Genomic DNA, 20,769 nt, shown 5'->3' with positions numbered 1-20,769 from the left:
TTATGAAAACGAGAGACCTTACAACGTATGGATTGAAAGACACCAATACACATTGGAACTTATCACCAGAAAAATTACAAGCTATTACTATTGAAAAAGGAATGGGCAAAGAAACCGCTAATGGAACTTTAGCTATTAACACAGGCAAGTTTACGGGTCGTTCTCCTCAAGATCGTTTTATAGTAAAAGATGATTATACGCAAAATAAAGTTTGGTGGGGAAAAACTAATAAAGCAATTTCACCAGATAATTTCGATAAACTTCAATCTGAAATCACAAACTATTTAAGCGGCAAAGAGATTTATGTTAGAGACGCTTACGTATGTGCTGATCCAGAATATAAAACAAATGTAAGAACAGTTACAGAATACCCTTGGTCTAACATGTTTACATATAATATGTTCTTAAGATCTGACGAATCCGAACTAGAAAATTTTAAAGAAGAGTGGCTAGTACTTTGCGCACCAGGTTATGAAGCGCCAGATCCAAAAGCAGTTGGCTTACGTCAAGGAAACTTTTCAATTTTAAATTTCACTAAAAAAATTGCTTTAATTGGCGGTTCTGCTTATACTGGTGAAATTAAAAAAGGGATTTTCTCTTCTTTAAACTTCATTCTTCCTGTTGAAAAAGACGTTTTACCTATGCATTGTTCTGCAAATGTTGGCGAAGATGGTGATACTGCTATTTTCTTCGGATTGTCTGGAACAGGAAAAACTACACTATCTGCCGATCCGACTCGTAAATTAATTGGTGATGACGAACATGGCTGGACGGCAAATAATAATATTTTTAATTTTGAAGGCGGTTGTTATGCCAAAGCTATTGACCTATCAGAAGAAAAAGAACCTGACATTTTTAGAGCCATTAAGCCGGGAGCAATTCTAGAAAACGTCATCTTTAAAGATAATGGTGAAGTTGATTTTATGGACAGTAGCATTACACAAAATACACGTGTGAGTTACCCGATTTATCATATAGATAACATCCAAAAGCCGTCTTATGCTAGCAACCCAACAAATATTTTCTTTTTAACAGCTGATGCTTTTGGCGTATTACCTCCGGTTTCAAAATTAACACCAGGACAAGCAGCTTATCATTTCATTTCTGGCTATACCGCTAAAGTAGCAGGTACAGAAGCTGGTATTACAGAACCCGTACCATCTTTCTCTGCATGTTTTGGAGAACCATTTATGCCACTTCACCCTACTGTTTATGCTGAAATGCTAAGTAAAAAAATGCAAGATGCAGGTGTCAATGTTTGGTTAATAAATACAGGCTGGAGCGCAGGACCTTACGGAGTCGGTTCTCGTATTAAATTAAAATACACACGAGCTATGATTACCGCTATTCTTGATGGGAAATTAGATAATGTAGCTTACGAACAACATCCTATATTTGGCTTATATATGCCAAAAACATGTCCTAATATTCCGGAAGATATATTAGACCCAATGAATACTTGGGAAAATAAAGGCCAGTATATTAGCAAATCTATTCAACTTGCACATTCTTTCCATTTGAATTTTGAAAAATTTGCAAGTGAAGCATCTCAACAAATCATTGAAGGTGGTCCGTTAATTGATGAGCATCATCACTTAAATGATCATATTTAATAATTCCATGACTGAAAAGAGCCCATTTCTGGGCTCTTTTTTCTATACAGTCGATTATGAAAAACACGCTATACATACTGCTTTTTTCCTTATTATTTCAGACGTTATTGTATGCACAAAACATTGGTGAATACAAATTAGGATCTTGGTACGAAGTGACTTCTTCTAACAAAATAAACGATAAACTTAGTCTTAGTGGTTCATTCACAAATTGGAGCTATGAATTACCTGCACAGAAAGCGCACTTGAATTTAGGGATCATAGGTCTAAATTATCATATTACCCCTAAATTATCTGTTGGTTTATGCTACGCTTACGGTACTATAGATTCTTCATTTGAAGTTAATGACATTCCTCACACTAAAGAGCATAGAATAATAGAACAATTAATTTTTAATCATAAATTAAACGCCATTCAGTTTTCTCAAAGGTTGAGATTAGAACAACGATTTTTAGAATATCCTTCTGAAAACCAATTAATATATAGAACGCGTTATAGATTCAAGATTAAAATACCTCTAAATAATACACTTTTCATTTCTACTTATGATGAAATCCATTTTAATTTAACTGAATTTGATTTTCAACAAAATAGAGCTTTTATGGGGCTGGGTATTTTTATAACGAAAAATATAAATACAGAACTAGGTTACGCACGACATTCGTTTAAAACTAAAAGCTATAATCGACTATCACTGCAACTCAATCTAAAATGGGATTTTAGACCAAACAATTCTTAACGGATATTTTAGTGCTTTACATTATTTATAGCCTGTTTTATGTCGTGTTTTAAATCTTTTAAATCCTCTATACCTACAGAAAATCTTATCAGTTGATTATTAAGGCCAATAGCATCACGTTCTTCTTGACTTAATAACGCATGAGACGTTAAATGCGGAGACAACATCGTACTCTCAACACCAGCTAAACTCATAGACGATTTAATAAGCTTTAGTTCCTTTTGAAATTGTTGCGAATCAATTCCGTCTATCAACTCAAAGGATAACATAGCTCCAAAACCTTTCATCTGAGATTTTGCTAATTTATAGTCTGGATGTGATTTTAATCCGGGATAATAGACTTTAGAAACCTCCTCATTTTTATCTAACCATTTAGCTAATTTCATCGCATTCTTGGTTTGGGCTTTTACACGCAACCCTAAGGTTTTCATACTACGTTCTAACATCCAAACGGTCATATCACTTAAACTTCCACCTAGATTCTTACCTACATTCCAAATGCGCTCCATATGCTCATGGGAACTTGCTACAACACCAGCCAAAATATCACTGTGTCCACCAAAATATTTTGTTGCAGAATGCATAACCATATCAATACCTAAATCTATAGGGTTTTGATTTACGGGTGATGCAAACGTATTATCAATAGACGTTAAAATATTTTTAGACTTCCCTAACTTTGCAATCCCTTTAATATCGGTGATTGTCATTAATGGGTTTGAAGGTGTTTCAATATGAATTAATTTTGTATTTGGTTGAATGGCTGCTTCAAAATCTTCTACTTGATAACCATTCGTAAAGGTAAATTCTATACCATATTTAGGAAATTCTTCTTTTATAAAATTCAAAGTTCCACCGTATAAGGTATTCTGAACCACTAAATGATCTCCTTGTCTTAAAAAAGCTAAAAACATGGTGCTAATCGCAGCCATACCAGAACCAAAAATCATAGCTGCCTCTGTATGTTCTAAAGCTGCAATTTTTTTTGATAGATGTTCTTGATTTGGGGTGTTGAAATAACGTGGATACCGTTTTACATCTACATCTAAAAACTCGTAAGATGTACTTAGATATATTGGAGATACGGCCCCTTTAAATTGTTCGTCTTTAATTTCACCAACATGAGTACAAATGGTGTTTAAGCCCAGTTTTTTCTTTGACATTACTTTTTCTTTTTAGATTTTAAAATTAATAAAAAGGAAAGTAAGTCTTGTTAATTATAAAACAAAATTGGTTGAAAAACACAGATGTTCATCAACCAATTTTATTTACGTAAAGCTTATGAAGTTTTATTTACTTCTATAATACTTTTTATATTTTAAGTATGATAAAGTTCCTAATACACCAACAATCCCTAACGTAATTGCGATAAATTGAAAGCTTAATATCTGATCTCCGCTCGCATAAGAATGTAGACCTGCGAGATAGAAATTAACTCCGAAATATGTCATAAGAATACTAGCGAAAGCTATAATTGACATAAGGTTATAAATCCATTTCCCTCTTAAGCCAGGTACTAAGCGCATATGGATTACAAAAGCATAAATCATAATACTTATTAAGGCCCAAGTTTCTTTTGGATCCCAACCCCAATAGCGTCCCCAACTTTCATTTGCCCACATACCCCCAAGAAAGTTGCCAATGGTTAACATTACTAAACCAACCGTTAAAGCCATTTCATTAATAATGGTTAGCTCTTTAATGTTAATTAGCATACGCTCTTTGTTTTCCTTAGTCGTAAATATCATTAATAATAAGGATACCGCTCCTAATATCATTCCTAAAGTGAATGGACCATAACTTGCCACAATCACAGAAACGTGTATCATTAACCAATAGCCTTGTAGTACTGGTTCTAGATTACCAATTGCAGGGTCCATCCAATTCCAATGAGCTATCATTAAAATCATGGACGTTACAAAAGCTCCCGCTGCAACAGTTAAACTTGATGTGCTCGTTTTACCCAAAATTGCCATTACAATTCTTGAAATATCTTTTTTATGAATCTTTTCTTTTCTTTTAGTAACCCCAACAATAAAACCAAAAAGCATGGTTGACCAAGCGACATAAATCATGGACTCATAGGCATCACTCCAAGGAGCGTGACCCGACAGATACCACCTCCAGATTAAACCAGCTGTATGCAGTATAAAAAGTAGCGCAATGACACCTATAAAAATATTAACAGCCACCTTAAGTGCTTTACTTTTATAGTTGAAAATTTGAACAATAATTAAAACAAACAACAGTGTCGCAGCATACATGTACCAGCTAAACAAACGCTTAAAGATATCATAATCGTTGTATAGAATTTCGGATTTAATTTTTTCGTCAGACAACATAACTTCACTACCGAATTTTTGCTGTGTTTTTTTAATTCCTTTAAGTAGTTCTTCAGCTTTAGTATAATCTCCTGTTTGTTTTGCATTATTTAAAGTTACCAAATAAGCTACAAATCCATTATTTATAAAATTACCATAAAGCGTATCTTCTATTTTATCTCTGTAATCTTCATCTCTAAAATCTTTTGAAGAAATCCACTTATTATTTTCATCATTAGGCACTGGGAAAATCTTAATACTGCGACCTTCAATAGCATCAGATAATATACTTAGACGATTATACGTTTCTTTAATCTCCTTTTGGATGCCACTTGGTATTTGAGCATTAAAAGCATCTTCAATGTAAGGTCCTAATTTATTCCGCCCATCTTCCGTGAAAAAATCTAGTAGACTAACATGCTTTTGATCATTATCTACGCCAATAATTGTTCTGATAGAATCTGCCTTTCTAGGTGTTAAGTAAATGATTGGCACATTGTACCAAAGCATCGGACTTTCTTGGATAGACAGAAATACTTGATCGGCATCAAATTCCTCATAAACATCGCTTTTACTTAATTTTCGGAGCATTTCTGAAGCATAAGTATGCATTGGCATCATACGACCACTATAATCCTGAATCACCATTTCAGAGAATTTGGCTGCATGTGCTTTAGGTGTAATATGCACTCTTAGAATAGAATCGATCTGCTCTTTTGCTGCTTTTCTCTGGTGATTGTGTCCATCATCTTCTGAATGTACTTGTGCAAAGCCAGAAAAACTAAGGAGAAGCAAAATCATAGTCATCATTTTGACTTTCTTCTCTTTTATTTTAGCCAACCTTTTTCGGATATCATCGAAACGTGTATTTTTCACAAATAGGATAGCCATCATGGATAAATACAATAATATGTAGCCTGCATAAGTAATATACGTTCCCCAAAAATCGTGATTTACAGAAAACACGGTACCCTTTTCGTCTGGATGGAAACTCGCCTGAAAAAAACGATATCCTTTATGGTCTAAGACATGATTCATATAAACGCGGTAATCAAACTCCCCTACTTCTTTATCTAAAACCGTGATTTTACTTTCGTAAGACGAATAGGCTTTTTCCGTACCAGGATATTTTTCGGCAATAAAATCGTTGAGTTTAATTTCAAAAGGTAACTTCAATATCTTAGGACCATATTGTAGAGCCATTTCTAAGCCTCCAATTTGAAATTCCTTCATGGCAGTATAATTACCGGGACCACCAATAATGCCTATTTCTTTTGTGTCACCATTTGCTGTTACATTTAAGATAAGACCGTCTGGATCTGCCTTAGTTTTTAAAAGCTCTGGTATTTTTACAATCCCAAAATCACCTTTTACTATAGGTTTTGGCATTACAATCTGCATATTCCCAATTACATATCTCGACCTTAGAATTAAAGGCTGTAAACTATCTTTAATCAGCGTACCTGTTGCACGTGTTGCCATAGTCATATAACTACCTTCATAAGGAGACTGAATAAACAAACCTCCTTCGGTTTCAGTAATATTTATAGCTCCTTCTTGAAACTTATTTAAAGACACCAAAACATTGTGAAGATTAGCAACTTTACCATCTTCTAAAAAGTGATTATGTGGACCACTTTCACCGGCTTCAACTATTTTTAAATAACGGTTTCCGATGTCATTAGGAATAATATCTTCTTCAGCACCTTTTATAAATTCCTTAAGCTTAACGGTAACTTCTGTATCACCATAATCAAACGTTTTTTCGAATTCATTATCTAATCGTGGAGAAAAATCAACATGTTCTTCTATACGTCGTTGTTGTAGTTGACCATTAACTTTATAGTTTCCTAATATACGCCCGCCAATGTATGTTTTCTGAGAAAAGAACTCACTCTCAGTTGCTCCTTCTCTTATTGGCATCATACCTTCAAAACCAATATAACGTGTTACAAATGCACCAAAAAGAATAAGAATAAAAGATAGATGCAAGATTAATGTTGCCCATTTTTCTTTTTTGTAAAGTCTAAATCTAAAAATGTTACCTAAAAAGTTGATAACGAAAAACACCATTATGGCTTCAAACCACCATGCATTGTAAATTAATGTTCTAGTATATGGTGTTGGAGAGGTATCCATATTTCTATCTAAAATAGTACCCACTGCCATAGCAGTGGCAAAGGCAATAAATAAGAAAGCAGTGAGTTTTGTAGAGAATAGGAAATTAGCGATTTTCTTTTGCATAGCATAGGCTTTTTAGGCTGCGCAAAGATATGACTTTTTAATTATTCCAAGATTCAGTTTTAGCACTAAAACATGTTAAAATTACGCACATAAAAGGCTTTAATTTTTCAGGTTAGCTTTGAGCATATTGTTTTGCTCTTCCATCAATTCTTTTAAATCAGAAAGTAATTGAATATCTTTTGGAGTTATAACTGTTTTATCTTTAGAATCATGTGCTCTAGTTCGCAATCTGTTCATGCCTTTAACAACTAAAAACACTGTAAAGCCAATCACTAAAAAATCTAATAAAACTGTAATAAGCGCACCATAGCCTATAGCAACCTCTGTAGTGGTGATTATGCCTGAAGCATTAGTAATCGCTTCTCTTAATATCAGTTTTTTATTATCGAAGTTTACATCATCTGTAAGTAAAGATAATGGAGGCATTAATACAAACTTTACTAGCACATCTATTACCTTATTAAAAGAGGCGCCAATTATGATACCAATTGCCATATCCATCATATTTCCTTTGACGGCAAATTCTTTAAATTCTTTGAGAAGTTTCATATGTGTTCTGATTTTAGATTTTTAAAACCACAAATTTATACTATGCCAAGAAATGATTAGCTATTTCGTGCTGCAAAAATATTCATATACATAAAAGTCCCCATTTTACGAGCTCTGCGTTTTGCGTTCTCGGCGTAATCTCCTTCAAATAATTCATCTATCGTTTGAAACCAAAGATTTAGCCATATACCAAAATGTAATTCTGTTATATTATTATTAAATGCAGCATCGACTTTAGTATGCGCTTCTAATGGGTTGCCATAATATTTAGTTTTTAGAAATAAACTCGATTCCCAGAAGGTAGTTAAATGCTCTAAGTGCTGTTCCCAATCTTTAATGGTTTCATTGAAATAGGGCCCTAATTTATCATCTTGTCTTACCTTATCGTAAAATTTGGACACTAATAAAAATATGTCTTCTCTGTTTTTTATATCTGATCTATTCATCTCGTAACTAATATGTGTTGTTCTAACGGGACCTCATGAAGTGATACGTATTTAAAAAGTCACCAAAATAGCATCCTTTCTATATATCATTTTTAGAATTACCCAAAGTTATCTTTTTAATCTCACTCTTGTGATTCTAAAATAAGAAATCTTAGTATTTTTACACCATGATATCAGTAGTCCTACTTGGTGCTGGCAATGTAGCCACACACTTATATAAAGCCTTTTCAAATTCTAAAACTATAACGATTAAACAATGGTATAATCGTACACGAGCCTCCATTTCGTCATATGCCAATAACGTCGATATTACGGATTCGTTAGATGAATTAAAAGAAGCAGACATTTATGTTATAGCTGTCAGCGATGACAGTATAGAACAACTATCTATAGATCTACCGTTTACAAACCGTTTTGTTGTTCATACCTCGGGAAGCGTTGCGATGCACGATATAGATAAAAAAAACAAAATCGGTGTTTTCTATCCGTTGCAAACATTTTCTAAAGACGCCGACATCGATTTTAGTGAAGTACCGATTTGTGTTGAAGTTTATGAAAAGGAGAACCTTCAACTATTAATAGATTTAGCAAAAGCTGTGGATTGTAAGCCGCATAAAATAACGACAGAACAGCGACAGACACTTCATTTAGCCGCTGTTTTTGTAAATAACTTCACCAATCAACTCTATAGAATCGGTCATGAAATTTGTGAAACTAAAAACATAGAGTTTGAAATTTTGCATCCGTTAATTGAGGAAACGGCAAAGAAAATTCAACATATGTCTCCTTTTATGGCGCAAACAGGTCCGGCTAAACGGAACGACAAAAGAACGATTAAGCGACAACTTAAACTGATTGAGAAAGAGGAGCATGAAGCAATCTACAGAATGCTAACGACTTCTATTAAAAAGACTCATGGTATAAGATCTACTAGACCCAAGAACCATAAAAAAGAAAATTAACGATGAACGACGATAAAAGTTACAAAGAATATTTAGCAAACATTACCACCTTTATTTTTGATGTTGATGGTGTTTTAACTGATGGTACAATCACTGTAACAACAGAAGGTGAGATGCTGAGGACTATGAATATTAAAGACGGATTTGCATTAAAAACAGCGATTGATGCCGGTTTTAACCTCTGCATTATTTCTGGAGGATCTAACGAAGGCGTTCGTAAACGCTTATCAGGATTAGGTATCAAAGATATTTTTTTAGGTTCACACAATAAAATAGAACAACTCAATACCTACTTAGAACAACATACTGTTTCAAAATCTCAGGTGTTGTATATGGGTGATGATATTCCTGATTATCCGGTAATGAAGTTAGTAGGCTTACCATGTTGTCCGCAAGATGCTGTCCCAGAGATCAAGGCTGTTTCGAAATACATTTCTCATAAAAACGGCGGAAAAGGCGCTGTAAGAGATGTGATTGAACAGGTATTGAAAGTACAAGGCAAATGGAATGGTAATTTTGACGCTAAATATGACTAAATATTTGGTTGTCGATCATAAAAATTTAAAAATGTTTTAAACACATGTCAGGAGGAAGAAGACATAGCACGGGATTTGGATATATCGGTTTTGGCAATACTCAGGCTACATTTAACCAAAGATCATCAAAGCCTTTTTCTAAATACAAGGAAAAATTAGACCTTGAAGCCCACCTGCATTACAAAATAGCTTTTTTACATAAAGACTTAACCAAGGAAGACAAGCAAAAAATTAAAGACAAAATACGACAGCAAGAGCGCAAGCTTTTAAAGAAAACAGTAATTATTAGTACTGCTATTTTTATTATTATTGCAACTGTTTTTTATTATTTAATTATTAAAATATTATCTCATTAATTTATAAATGGCTCACTTTTTTAATTTAATCCGTTGGAAGAATTTACTAATGATTGCTTTAATGCAATATTTAGTAAAGTATGCCCTTTTATTACCGTTTCAAGAGAGTCACGGCATACTTATTACCTTAAGTGATTTTAACTTTTTTCTTCTAGTTTTAGCTACGGTTTCTATCGCAGCTGGTGGTTATGTTATTAATGATATCTATGATATTGAAACTGACAGAATCAACAAACCAAAGCAACTCATCGTTAGTAAACACATCACAGAAAAGCGTGCCACCACATTATTTATAATCCTGAATGTCGTTGGTGTTGGCTTAGGTTTTTATTTATCTAATGGCATTGGTAAACCTAAATTTTTCGTCATCTTTTTCGTTACATCCGCACTACTCTATATGTATGCTTCATTTTTAAAGCAAATTGCCGTTGTTGGTAATATTGTGGTGTCAATTGTCGTATGTTTGAGTATTTTATTAATTGGCATTTTTGAATTAATCCCGGCTACCACTGACAATAATAAAGCCATTCAGACTACTTTCTTATACATTATTAGAGATTACGCTATTTTTGCTTTAATGATTAACCTTGTAAGAGAACTCGTAAAAGACATAGAAGACATTGATGGAGATCATAAAGCTGGTATACAAACATTACCAATCCTTTTAGGGAGAGTGCGTAGCACTAAAATTGCGTTTATGTTGTCATTAATTCCGATCGCATCAATAGTTTATTATGTTATTACATATTTATTTAAACAACAACTTATTGTTGGTTACTTTTTAGTTTTGGTTGTAGCACCGTTAATTTATGTAAGTATAAAATTATTTAGCGCAGAGAGTAAAGCACAATATAAACACATTAGCTTCATTTTAAAATTAGTCATGCTTACAGGAATGTTATCCTTATTACTTTACAAATTTACTATCCTCAATTAAAATGTTAAAAGACAAACTCCAAGATTTCAATATTATTCTCGCCTCTGCCTCTCCTCGACGTCATGCCTTTTTTAAGGAAATGAATCTCGATTTCGATATTCAACTAAAGCCCGTAGAAGAAGTTTACCCTAAACATTTAGAACGTGAAAACATCACCGATTTTTTAGCAAAATTAAAAGCAGAACCTTTTATAGAAAGTATTCAGACTAACGATATCTTAATTACAAGCGACACCATTGTTTGGTTAAATAATAAAGCCATCGGAAAACCGAAAGATGAGAGAGATGCTTTTAATATGATAAAATCTTTAAGCAATACAACGCATGAAGTTGTTACTTCAATCTGTTTCACTCTTAAAACAGAGCAACATGTGGTTAACACCATTACTAAGGTGACCTTTAAAGCCATAATGGATGAAGAAATTCAATATTATGTTAACACTTATAAACCGTTAGATAAAGCTGGTGCTTATGGCATACAAGAATGGATTGGTGCTATTGCCATTACATCTATTGAGGGCTCGTATAATAATGTTGTGGGTTTGCCTACACATTTACTTTATGAAACGTTAAATACTATTGCAGACCATAATTAGAATCTTATCTTTATTACTCTATATGCTGCACCATACCATGGGGTGCTGTAACATCAAATAAATAAGCAATAATTATGATAAGAACTATACAACCCAGACTACTAGTAGTGACAATTGCACTAATCTCAATTTTCACATCTTGCAACGAAAACACTAGCACTACCGCTACTACTCCAGAAATTAGTACCGCCTCTGAACCAAAATCAGAAGTTGTAAATCCAAAAGCAACATTGTCCGATGACTTTAAAAATTATTGGTACAACGGAGAAGCAGAAATCACATCTTATAGACTTGAACAAGCACGTTATGGAGAATTGCGAGAAGGTACTGCCGTTTTAGTATTTGTAACAGAAGATTTTTTACCAGACGCCCAAGTTAAAGCAGACAATTATAGTAAAGATAATACACCGGTCTTAAAATTGAATACAACCAAGAATTTCATTACGGGGATTTATCCGTATTCAATAATGCAAAGTACGTTTTATCCGGTGGCTAATAATCAACATGCCTTAAAAATATCGACATCTGTGCAAGAATGGTGTGGACATGTATACTCTCAATTAAATAATCGCGATACATTTGAGGTTACATCACATTCTTATTTTCAAGGAGAAGCGGATGAAACTTTTAATTTAGACAAAACATGGACAGAAAATGAATTATGGGCAAAACTAAGAATCGATCCTAAAAGTCTTCCTGTTGGAGAACTAGAACTTATTCCTTCTTTAGAATCTGTAAGGCTTAACCACGATCCGTTAAAAGCTCAAAAAGCGAATGTCAAATTGGAAAACACGAGTTATACTATAACGTATCCTGAATTGCAACGCACCTTAAAAATTAATTTTAATCCTAATTTTCCTTACGATATTTTAGGCTGGGAAGAAACAATTACAAGCGGTATAGGCTCTTCTGCTGAGACATTAACATCAAAGGCTACGAAATTAGAAAGTCTAAAGTCGGACTATTGGAACAAAAAAAGTAAGTCTGATGTTAACCTTAGAGAAACTTTAAAATTAGAATAAACTTCATTGATTGTATATTATATTTATTTAGCATAATACGCCCTACATGAGTTCACTATTTTACAAATATCAAGACCAAATAATTTCTACAATTGTTTTATTAACTATACTCTTTATAATTAGAAAAATCATTGTATTAACTGTAAAAAAAATAGGCAAAAAAAGTGGCACTACAGAAGCTAGAGCGGCTTTAATCGGACGCTATGTTACAGTTACACTTGTGTTTGTTGCCATTCTAATCGAGACTTTTATTCTTGGTGCTGAAGCACGAGATGTTACTCTTGTATTCTCTTCTGTTTTTGCCGTTATAGGAATCGGACTTTTTGCTATTTGGTCTATTTTAAGCAACATAACATCTGGTATTATTATGTTTTTTTCCTTTCCATATAAAGTCGGAGATAAAATAAAAATTCACGATAAAGACGAATCCATAATAGGTATTATCGAAGATATTAGAGCATTTCAAATTCATCTTAGAGACGACAGTGGGAACTTAGTCACTTACCCAAATAATCTTATTCTTCAAAAAGCAGTAACTTTATTGCAAAAGGATGCATTAGACGATACTAGTATTTTATAAACCTATGAAGAGAAAAACGGCAAAAACACGTACGCATAATTATAAAAAGCACATAGGAAAAGCACCCGGTACTCTAGTGTACACTGGCAAAAAAATAGACAAACAACTTCAGATAGAGTCTTTTGATTATACAAAAGAAACCTTAAACGAGAGTAACCTAACCAACATTGGTGATGCCAAATCTTATAAAGACACCGATTCCGTTACGTGGATCAATATTGATGGACTAAACTCGCTTAGTGAAATTGAAAATATTGGTAAACAATATGAGTTGCATCCACTTGTTTTAGAAGACATTGTTAACACCACGCAACGTCCCAAAATTGACGAATACGATGATTACCTCTTTATTGTGCTAAAAATGCTATACTATGATAAGGATGAAAACGTCGTTATAGAACAAGTGAGTTTAGTGTTAGGAAAAAATTATGTATTGTCTTTTCAAGAATCTGAAGGGGATGTTTTTGATACGGTAAGAGAACGAATTAGGCATGGTAATGGACGTATCAGAAGCTTAAAATCCGATTATTTATTGTATGCCTTAATTGATGCAGTCGTAGATCATTATTTTAGCATCATTGAAACGCTTGGAAACAAAATTGAAGATTTAGAAAACGATTTGTTTGAAGGCAATGCCAAAGACAATATTAACATTGAAGTCCAACAACTTAAGCGAGAAATCCTAAAAGTACGTCGCGCTATTTTCCCACTTCGTGAAATTATAAATCGTATTGAAAAAGGTGAACATCCATTAATTTACAAACGTACAATTACGTATTACAGGGATATCTATGACCATTTAATTCAGGTATCTGAAAATATAGATATTTATCGCGAAATGATTTGGAGCCTCATGGACATGTATATGTCAACCATTAGTAATCGTATGAATGAAGTGATGAAAGTGCTTACAATAATGTCCTCTATCTTTATTCCATTAACATTTCTTGCAGGTATCTACGGAATGAACTTTGAATATATACCCGAACTAAAATACCATAATGGCTATTTTATTCTTTTGGGTGTTATGTTTGTAATGTTCATTCTAATGCTAGTTTATTTTAAACGCAAGAAGTGGTTATAATGAAATAAAAAACTGAAGAACAATTAATAGCAACTGAAAGCCTCCAGAACACCACGACACTACACGCTCTAAAATTCTAAAAACTAAATTTTAATCGTCAACTAACTTACTCACAAGCTCTTCAAAATATTTTAAGAATTAAAAACAAATTCTTATAATTGAATTGTAATAGTATTTTGAATTATGATGGTCATCATCACATATAAACACCAACGTTAAAAAAATCTAAAACAAAGTTCATAGCTTAGTAACTTTCCTATATTTGAAACACATCTAACTAGTAACCTCATGTACCAACTTAGACTTTGTCTATTGCTTTTTATAAGCACTATCGTTTCATTACAAGCACAACAACCCCAAAATTATAATTCATCAGAAATTTATGAAGCCGTTCAAAAACTGAATGTATTGGGCTCTGTACTTTATATTGCTGCACATCCCGATGATGAAAACACACGCTTAATTTCATACATGTCTAATGAAGTGAAAGCACGTACAGCCTATCTATCTTTAACACGTGGAGATGGTGGTCAAAATCTTATTGGGCCAGAGATTAGAGAACTTTTAGGTGTCATTAGAACTCAAGAATTATTAGCCGCAAGACGCACGGACGGCGGCAAGCAACGCTTTACAAGAGCTAATGATTTTGGTTACTCTAAGCATCCGGATGAAACATTAGAAATCTGGAATAAAGATGAAGTACTCTCTGACGTTGTGTGGGCTATTAGAACATTTAAGCCAGACATTATCATTAACCGTTTCGATCACAGAAGAGCTGGGGAAACACATGGTCATCATACGGCTTCCGCAATGCTTAGCCTAGAAGCGTTTGATATTGTAGATGATGCTTCAAAATATCCGTCTCAATTAGAACTTACAGAAACATGGCAACCCAAACGTTTATTTTATAACACGTCTTGGTGGCGCTATGGAAGCCAAGAAAAATTTGATAAGTTAGACAAAAGTAATATGCTAACTTTTGATGTAGGCAAATATTATACAACTAAGGGTAAATCTAATAATGAAATTGCCGCCTTAGCAAGCAGCCAACATTTGTCGCAAGGCTTTGGTAGATTATCAGAGCGCGGTTCCCAGGATGAATATATCGAATTTTTAAAAGGTGATCCCTTAAATAATAGCGTTGATATTTTTGCAGGTATTGATACGTCATGGAATCGTGTAACAGCTGGAAAAGCTATAGGAAACATCCTAAAATCAGTTGAAGCAAATTTTAATTTCAAAAATCCAGCAGCAAATTTACCCCAACTTTTAGAAGCTTATAAACTGCTTCAAACCATACAAGATAAACATTGGAGGACCATTAAAACAACAGAACTAAAGGCAATTATTGAAGCTTGTGCTGGTCTGTATTTAGAAGTTTCGGCAAATACACCTAGTGCTGCACCAAATTCTGATGTGAAGCTAAATATGGAAGTTTTAAATAGAAGCGCTGCAAATATTAATTTGGTATCTTATAACCTTTCAACATTACCTACTGGAATATCCAAAAATATGCCTTTAACATCCAATCAAAAATTAAATTTTGAGGATGGTATTAGCATTCCAAATAGCAGTAATTATACTACACCTTATTGGTTAAATACTAAAAGTACATTAGGTATGTACACTGTAAAAGATCAAAACTTAATTGGTTTGCCAGAAACACCTAGAGCGGTTTTTATTGATTTTAATTTAATGATTGAAGACACACCAATTACGATAACTAAACCTGTATTATATAGATACTCTAAACCTGATAAAGGGGAATTATATCGTCCTTTCGAAATTATCCCTGCTGCTTCTGTAAACCTAAATCATAAAGTTTATATTTTTGAAAACAATCTTCAAAAAGACATCGAAGTTACTGTAACAGCAGGAAAAGATGGCATTAGCGGTTTTGTACAAATGGCTTATCCTGAAGGTTGGCAAGTTTTCCCACAAAAACAAAAGATTGAAATTGATAATAAAGGGGATATTCAAAATGTAATTTTTACTGTTATTCCACCAAAAAATCAAAACGAAGGTTCAATTTCACCAATGGTGAATATTGATGGTGAATTTTATACCGATGAAATTATGGAAATTGATTATGCGCATATTCCCTTTCAAACCGTCTTAATGCCAAGCGAAAGTAAAGTCGTTCGGTTAGATATTGAAAAACGTGGTAATAATATTGGGTATATAGAAGGTGCTGGAGATGTTGTACCAGAAAGTTTACGACAAATTGGGTATAACGTTACTATTATTAAACCGGAACAAATTACACCAGAAAACTTAGACGATTTTGATGCTATTGTCATGGGGATTAGAGCTTATAATATTGTTGAAGCGTTACAGTTTAAACAACGTTTTTTATTAGACTATGTAAAGGATGGTGGTAATTTAATTATTCAATACAACACTAATAGAGGTATTAAAGTAGATAATTTAGCTCCTTACAACTTACAATTATCTAGAGATCGTGTTACAGATGAAAATGCTGTAGTAAAAATATTAGAACCTAATCATCCGATTCTAAATTTTCCTAATAAAATTGGATATCAAGATTTTGAAGGTTGGGTTCAAGAGCGAGGCTTGTATTTTCCGGATAAGTGGTCAGAAGAGTTTACACCATTATTGGCGGCTAATGACAAAGGAGAGAACTCTAAAGAAGGTGCTTTACTAGTTGCAAAGTATGGAAAAGGCAACTATATTTACACAGGTCTCAGTTTCTTTAGGGAATTTCCGGCAGGAGTTTCTGGCGCATATAGACTCTTTGCAAATCTGCTCTCTGCAGGCAAACAAGATGAAAGTACCTTAAAAAACTAAAAGACATAACTACAAATTAACAACCTACTGATGAGCCAACAAAATCCACCAGAAGTGAAACAAAAATGGAGTAAAATGTACACTGCTGTTTTAATAGCTAATGCGCTCTATATTATCATATTTTATTTTATAACAGCTTCATTCGCATAAAAAAATATAATGCAGCAAACTTTAGATTGGATTGATTGGACCGTTTTAATAGTAACCTTAGCCACAATTGTTGGCTATGGAACTTGGAAAACTAGAGGTCGCAAAAACGCACAAGATTATATAAAAGGAGGAAATACGTCTAAATGGTGGACCATCGGTTTATCCGTAATGGCCACACAAGCTAGCGCAATTACATTTCTGTCCACCACGGGTCAGGCTTTTTCTGATGGTATGGGCTTTGTTCAGTTTTATTTCGGACTTCCAATTGCCATGGTTATTATTTGCCTAGTGTTCATTCCACTCTATCATCGACTTAAAGTTTATACTGCTTATGAGTTTTTAGAAAACCGATTCGACCTTAAAACCAGAAGCTTAACAGCCATCCTCTTTTTAATTCAACGTGGATTAGCAGCCGGAATTACAATTTTTGCCCCAGCCATTATTCTCTCTGTGGTATTAGGCTGGAATATTGTTACACTCAACATTATAATAGGGGTTTTAGTAATTATCTATACCGTTTCTGGTGGTACAAAAGCCGTAACGGTGACTCAAAAACAGCAAATGTTTGTCATTTTTGGAGGAATGATTGCTGCACTATGTATCATCATTAATTTAATTCCTGAAGAAGTTTCTTTTAAAGATGCCATTGATATTGCCGGTGCTACAGGGAAAATGCAAGTCTTAGACTTTTCATTCGATTTAGAAAATAGATATACCGTGTGGACAGGTCTTATTGGTGGTACATTTTTAATGCTCTCCTATTTTGGAACAGACCAAAGCCAAGTGCAACGTTATCTCTCGGGTAAATCCATGAAAGAAATGCAAATGGGCCTTCTGTTTAATGGGATGCTTAAAGTACCAATGCAATTTTTTATTCTACTTGTTGGTGTTATGGTATTTGTGTTTTATCAGTTTAACCCTTCGCCATTAAATTTTATAGATAAATCAGAACAAACCGTATTAGCATCCCAGTATGGAGATGAATACAGAGCGCTTCAGGATAAACAATCGGTATTATTTAATCAAAAGCAAAAAGTGAGTTTAGCATTATCTAAAAGCACTGATGATCGTTTAAAAACAGAATTATTTCAACTCGATAGTATCGAAAAAACCTACCGTTCTGAATCTAAATTTTTGATTAAGAAAGCCGTTGACGTAGAATATACGTCGGCATATAATACGCTTAATAATGAAGTTGAAGCCTTAAAGTCTAAACCTGAAAGTGAAGCGTATCTCACAAAATCAGCAGCACTGACCTCTCTCTATAAAGATGCCGCTAAAGACACACAAACCAATGACAGAGATTATATGTTCATTCGGTTTATTTTAAATAATCTACCGACAGGTTTAATTGGCTTATTATTGGCTGTTATTCTATCTGCAGCGATGTCATCAACAGCATCAGAAATTAATGCACTCGCAACGATTACTTCTATTGATTTATATGGAAGAAACCAAAAAGAAGATAAGGGTGAAGAACACATGGTAAAAATGACTAAATGGTTTACGTTTGGTTGGGGAATTGTGGCCATAATTATTGCTTGTTTTGCAGATCTTGCTGAAAATTTAATTCAACTCGTAAATATTATTGGTTCTATTTTTTATGGAAATGTGCTTGGCATTTTCTTACTCGCTTTCTTCTTTAAATACATTAAAGGAAATGCCGTATTTATTGGCGCCTTAATTACCCAAGCCATAGTTGTCATTGGCTGGTGGTTTGATTGGATGCCGTATTTATGGCTCAATTTATTTGGTTGTTTAGTGGTCATCTCAATTGCTAATTTATTGCAGGTCCTATTACCTAAAAAAGCAGCATAATGGATAATAAAACCATTAATTGGGGAATTATTGGTGCAGGAAAAATAGCTTCTAAATTTGCAACCGACTTAAGTACTGTACCAAATACAACACTTTATGCTATTGCATCTAGAAACCTAGAAAAATCCAAATTATTTGGACAAAAATATACGTCTACAACAGCCTACGGAAGTTATGATGAGTTGGTATTAGACCCTAATATCGATGCGATTTACATTGCCACACCTCATAGTTTTCATAAAGCACATACTATTTTATGCCTCAATCATAATAAAGCCGTTTTATGTGAGAAGCCGTTTGCCATGAATTTGGAAGAAGTTGAAGAAATGATTCAGCTTTCAAAGGAGAAAAATACGCTTTTAATGGAAGCGCTATGGACTATTTTTCTTCCACATTATCAATATACTTTAGACCTGCTAAAAAACAAGCATTTTGGAAATATTATAAAGCTTGAAGCTGATTTTGGTTTTTATCCAAAATATGATGAAACGTCTAGAGTTTTCGATAAATCTGTTGGCGGTGGAAGTTTATTGGATATAGGAATTTATCCTGTATTTGCTGCGCTTTCCATATTAGGAAAACCAAATACTATTGAGGCTAAAGCCCAATTTTTCGATTCTGGAGCAGATTCGGAATGTGATATTACTTTTCTGTATGACGAGACCAAAGCTTATTTAAAAAGTACACTACTTGAAAAAACAAATACAGAAGCCTTAATTCATTGCGAAAACGGTACTATAAAAATAAATGGTCGCTTTCATGAACCATCATCTGTTGCACTGATCGATAATGAAGGACGTTCTATTTTAAAAGAATTCAACACTAAAACAATTGGATACAGCCATGAGATTTCACATTTTAATCAACTCATCAGAGATGGTAAAACCGAAAGTGATATTATGACTTTTGAAAAAAGTAAACTATTGATTAGCACTTTAGATAAAATTAGAACCTTAATTGGTTTAGAATATTCCTAAAGGAGCAATTGAAACAAAATGAGAAACGCAACTCCTTTGATTACGTTAGGTAAACAATAGAATTGCGTTTTTTTATTTTTAATTAGCTAAGCGATAAAATCCAGTAGCCAAAAGCTAAAAAATTACTTAGCTCCCCATTCTTTTAAAGAATCTTTATTCATTTTTACATAATCAGCATTACCTGCTTGTTCCGATTTTACTAAAGATTTCTTAGCCGTTGCAATAGCATTCTTTTTATCACCTAATGCAGCATATAATAAAGACTGTTTTCTTAATTGGTAGAACATTGGATCATCAGTCATAGACATTGCTTTATCCATCCACTCCTTAGCTTGTTCTAGATCTTTTCCTTCAGATAAGTTATAAACCGCAGCAGCATAATAGTCATTAGCAGATGGTCCTGCCATTACTTTATCTATAGAAGCTACAACCGTTTTAGCTGTTGGCACTTCAAATTTGATATTAGCCATTGTATTTTCCCAAATGAAACCTAATTCTGCAGAACCACTAGTTAAGTTATCAAACGTAATTGTAAAAGTCTCTACATTCATAGGTAATGTCATCGTTTCTACTTTTACTTTCGCCGCAACTTTCTCAGCGTCAATACTTTTTGGTGTTCCCCAATTAGTAGTATCATTATATAAAATAACTTCCCAAGACGTCTCAGAAGGTGTAATGAAAATAGCATAAGATCCTGCCTTCAATTCATTCCCAGAAATAACGACATCATCACTAAACGTAATCATCGTATTTTTATTAGCGCCTACTCTCCAAACTTTTCCATAAGGCACCAAATCTCCAAAAATAGTCCTCCCATTCATGCTTGGTCGAGAATATTCTAAAGTGACATCCGTTAAACCAACAACTTGTTCAACTTTTGTAAACGGACTTGGCTGTGGTGTTTCAATTTGTGCATTTACCGAAAACATTAAAGTTAACGCAAATGTAATAAGTACTAATTTCTTCATTCTTTATGGTGTTTTAGTGTTATTTATAATAAATGTAAAATTACAACTTAACAAAAGCTGTAT

18 protein-coding genes are annotated in these 20,769 nt (G+C 33.6%); 13 read left to right on the top strand and 5 right to left on the bottom strand.

The genetic code is table 11. From position 1 onward, the window contains the following. The first annotated feature begins 2 nt into the window (after positions 1 to 2). Complete coding sequence (gene pckA / locus HM986_RS08320) at positions 3 to 1,613, top strand: phosphoenolpyruvate carboxykinase (ATP) (RefSeq protein WP_246288481.1); 1,611 nt, start codon at positions 3 to 5, stop codon at positions 1,611 to 1,613. A 56-nt stretch (positions 1,614 to 1,669) separates the two neighbouring features. Beyond that, positions 1,670 to 2,353, top strand: a complete 684-nt coding sequence (locus tag HM986_RS08315) for a DUF2490 domain-containing protein (RefSeq protein WP_179334620.1) — start codon at positions 1,670 to 1,672, stop codon at positions 2,351 to 2,353. An 8-nt stretch (positions 2,354 to 2,361) separates the two neighbouring features. On the opposite strand, the gene HM986_RS08310 is transcribed toward HM986_RS08315, so the two are convergent. The 4 genes from HM986_RS08310 to HM986_RS08295 form a co-directional block, all read right to left on the bottom strand. Then, the gene (locus HM986_RS08310) at positions 2,362 to 3,516 is read right to left on the bottom strand and encodes a trans-sulfuration enzyme family protein (RefSeq protein ID WP_179334619.1); all 1,155 of its coding nucleotides are present in this window, start codon (positions 3,514 to 3,516) and stop codon (positions 2,362 to 2,364) included. Positions 3,517 to 3,642: 126 nt separating this feature from the next. Continuing rightward, positions 3,643 to 6,918, bottom strand: a complete 3,276-nt coding sequence (gene ccsA / locus HM986_RS08305) for a cytochrome c biogenesis protein CcsA (protein WP_179334618.1) — start codon at positions 6,916 to 6,918, stop codon at positions 3,643 to 3,645. 99 nt (positions 6,919 to 7,017) lie between these two features. Next, positions 7,018 to 7,467 (bottom strand): large conductance mechanosensitive channel protein MscL, encoded by a 450-nt coding sequence (gene mscL, locus HM986_RS08300; protein WP_179334617.1) that lies wholly within the window; start codon positions 7,465 to 7,467, stop codon positions 7,018 to 7,020. Positions 7,468 to 7,523: 56 nt separating this feature from the next. Then, positions 7,524 to 7,913: a group III truncated hemoglobin gene (locus HM986_RS08295; protein WP_179334616.1), complete on the bottom strand. Its 390-nt coding sequence runs from the start codon at positions 7,911 to 7,913 to the stop codon at positions 7,524 to 7,526. Positions 7,914 to 8,080: 167 nt separating this feature from the next. Here HM986_RS08295 and HM986_RS08290 point away from each other — a divergent pair, with 167 nt between their 5' ends. The 11 genes from HM986_RS08290 (at position 8,081) to HM986_RS08240 (ending at position 19,738) form a co-directional block, all read left to right on the top strand. Next, positions 8,081 to 8,875, top strand: a complete 795-nt coding sequence (locus HM986_RS08290) for a Rossmann-like and DUF2520 domain-containing protein (protein ID WP_179334615.1) — start codon at positions 8,081 to 8,083, stop codon at positions 8,873 to 8,875. A gap of 2 nt (positions 8,876 to 8,877) precedes the next feature. Beyond that, complete coding sequence (locus HM986_RS08285; RefSeq protein ID WP_179334614.1) at positions 8,878 to 9,411, top strand: KdsC family phosphatase; 534 nt, start codon at positions 8,878 to 8,880, stop codon at positions 9,409 to 9,411. Between the two features lie 44 nt (positions 9,412 to 9,455). Further along, positions 9,456 to 9,767, top strand: a complete 312-nt coding sequence (locus HM986_RS08280; protein WP_179334613.1) for a hypothetical protein — start codon at positions 9,456 to 9,458, stop codon at positions 9,765 to 9,767. Positions 9,768 to 9,774: 7 nt separating this feature from the next. Continuing rightward, complete coding sequence (locus tag HM986_RS08275) at positions 9,775 to 10,704, top strand: geranylgeranylglycerol-phosphate geranylgeranyltransferase (RefSeq protein WP_179334612.1); 930 nt, start codon at positions 9,775 to 9,777, stop codon at positions 10,702 to 10,704. Position 10,705: 1 nt separating this feature from the next. Continuing rightward, entirely contained in the window at positions 10,706 to 11,299 is a 594-nt protein-coding gene (locus HM986_RS08270; protein ID WP_179334611.1) for a Maf family nucleotide pyrophosphatase, read from the top strand. A 74-nt stretch (positions 11,300 to 11,373) separates the two neighbouring features. After that, positions 11,374 to 12,321 (top strand): septum formation inhibitor Maf, encoded by a 948-nt coding sequence (locus tag HM986_RS08265; RefSeq protein WP_179334610.1) that lies wholly within the window; start codon positions 11,374 to 11,376, stop codon positions 12,319 to 12,321. 46 nt (positions 12,322 to 12,367) lie between these two features. Further along, positions 12,368 to 12,901 carry a mechanosensitive ion channel domain-containing protein gene (locus tag HM986_RS08260; RefSeq protein ID WP_179334609.1) on the top strand — a complete coding sequence of 178 codons (534 nt, stop codon included), beginning with the start codon at positions 12,368 to 12,370 and terminating at the stop codon, positions 12,899 to 12,901. A gap of 4 nt (positions 12,902 to 12,905) precedes the next feature. Further along, complete coding sequence (gene corA, locus HM986_RS08255; protein ID WP_179334608.1) at positions 12,906 to 13,985, top strand: magnesium/cobalt transporter CorA; 1,080 nt, start codon at positions 12,906 to 12,908, stop codon at positions 13,983 to 13,985. A gap of 288 nt (positions 13,986 to 14,273) precedes the next feature. Next, the gene (locus tag HM986_RS08250) at positions 14,274 to 16,793 is read left to right on the top strand and encodes a PIG-L family deacetylase (protein ID WP_179334607.1); all 2,520 of its coding nucleotides are present in this window, start codon (positions 14,274 to 14,276) and stop codon (positions 16,791 to 16,793) included. A 159-nt stretch (positions 16,794 to 16,952) separates the two neighbouring features. Further along, positions 16,953 to 18,761, top strand: coding sequence for a sodium:solute symporter (locus HM986_RS08245; RefSeq protein ID WP_179334606.1), 1,809 nt, complete (start codon positions 16,953 to 16,955; stop codon positions 18,759 to 18,761). Continuing rightward, positions 18,761 to 19,738, top strand: a complete 978-nt coding sequence (locus HM986_RS08240) for a Gfo/Idh/MocA family protein (protein ID WP_179334605.1) — start codon at positions 18,761 to 18,763, stop codon at positions 19,736 to 19,738. Before HM986_RS08245 ends, HM986_RS08240 begins: the two co-directional genes overlap by 1 nt. A gap of 122 nt (positions 19,739 to 19,860) precedes the next feature. Here HM986_RS08240 and HM986_RS08235 read toward each other — a convergent pair whose 3' ends face one another. Further along, positions 19,861 to 20,706, bottom strand: coding sequence for a DUF2911 domain-containing protein (locus HM986_RS08235; RefSeq protein WP_179334604.1), 846 nt, complete (start codon positions 20,704 to 20,706; stop codon positions 19,861 to 19,863). Positions 20,707 to 20,769 lie beyond the last annotated feature (63 nt).

The sequence above is a fragment of the Winogradskyella costae genome (assembly GCF_013403865.1).
GTDB lineage: Bacteria > Bacteroidota > Bacteroidia > Flavobacteriales > Flavobacteriaceae > Winogradskyella > Winogradskyella costae.
The sequence above is the reverse complement of the archived record's forward strand: the minus strand, read 5'-3'. Positions and strand labels throughout refer to the sequence as shown.

Bases quoted from the DNA above. Each gene is read 5' to 3' on its own strand.
- pckA (WP_246288481.1), top strand. From the start codon at position 3: ATGAAAACGAGAGACCTTACAACGTATGGATTGAAAGACACCAATACA.
- HM986_RS08315 (WP_179334620.1), top strand. From the start codon at position 1,670: ATGAAAAACACGCTATACATACTGCTTTTTTCCTTATTATTTCAGACG.
- HM986_RS08310 (WP_179334619.1), bottom strand. From the start codon at position 3,516: ATGTCAAAGAAAAAACTGGGCTTAAACACCATTTGTACTCATGTTGGT.
- ccsA (WP_179334618.1), bottom strand. From the start codon at position 6,918: ATGCAAAAGAAAATCGCTAATTTCCTATTCTCTACAAAACTCACTGCT.
- mscL (WP_179334617.1), bottom strand. From the start codon at position 7,467: ATGAAACTTCTCAAAGAATTTAAAGAATTTGCCGTCAAAGGAAATATG.
- HM986_RS08295 (WP_179334616.1), bottom strand. From the start codon at position 7,913: ATGAATAGATCAGATATAAAAAACAGAGAAGACATATTTTTATTAGTG.
- HM986_RS08290 (WP_179334615.1), top strand. From the start codon at position 8,081: ATGATATCAGTAGTCCTACTTGGTGCTGGCAATGTAGCCACACACTTA.
- HM986_RS08285 (WP_179334614.1), top strand. From the start codon at position 8,878: ATGAACGACGATAAAAGTTACAAAGAATATTTAGCAAACATTACCACC.
- HM986_RS08280 (WP_179334613.1), top strand. From the start codon at position 9,456: ATGTCAGGAGGAAGAAGACATAGCACGGGATTTGGATATATCGGTTTT.
- HM986_RS08275 (WP_179334612.1), top strand. From the start codon at position 9,775: ATGGCTCACTTTTTTAATTTAATCCGTTGGAAGAATTTACTAATGATT.
- HM986_RS08270 (WP_179334611.1), top strand. From the start codon at position 10,706: ATGTTAAAAGACAAACTCCAAGATTTCAATATTATTCTCGCCTCTGCC.
- HM986_RS08265 (WP_179334610.1), top strand. From the start codon at position 11,374: ATGATAAGAACTATACAACCCAGACTACTAGTAGTGACAATTGCACTA.
- HM986_RS08260 (WP_179334609.1), top strand. From the start codon at position 12,368: ATGAGTTCACTATTTTACAAATATCAAGACCAAATAATTTCTACAATT.
- corA (WP_179334608.1), top strand. From the start codon at position 12,906: ATGAAGAGAAAAACGGCAAAAACACGTACGCATAATTATAAAAAGCAC.
- HM986_RS08250 (WP_179334607.1), top strand. From the start codon at position 14,274: ATGTACCAACTTAGACTTTGTCTATTGCTTTTTATAAGCACTATCGTT.
- HM986_RS08245 (WP_179334606.1), top strand. From the start codon at position 16,953: ATGCAGCAAACTTTAGATTGGATTGATTGGACCGTTTTAATAGTAACC.
- HM986_RS08240 (WP_179334605.1), top strand. From the start codon at position 18,761: ATGGATAATAAAACCATTAATTGGGGAATTATTGGTGCAGGAAAAATA.
- HM986_RS08235 (WP_179334604.1), bottom strand. From the start codon at position 20,706: ATGAAGAAATTAGTACTTATTACATTTGCGTTAACTTTAATGTTTTCG.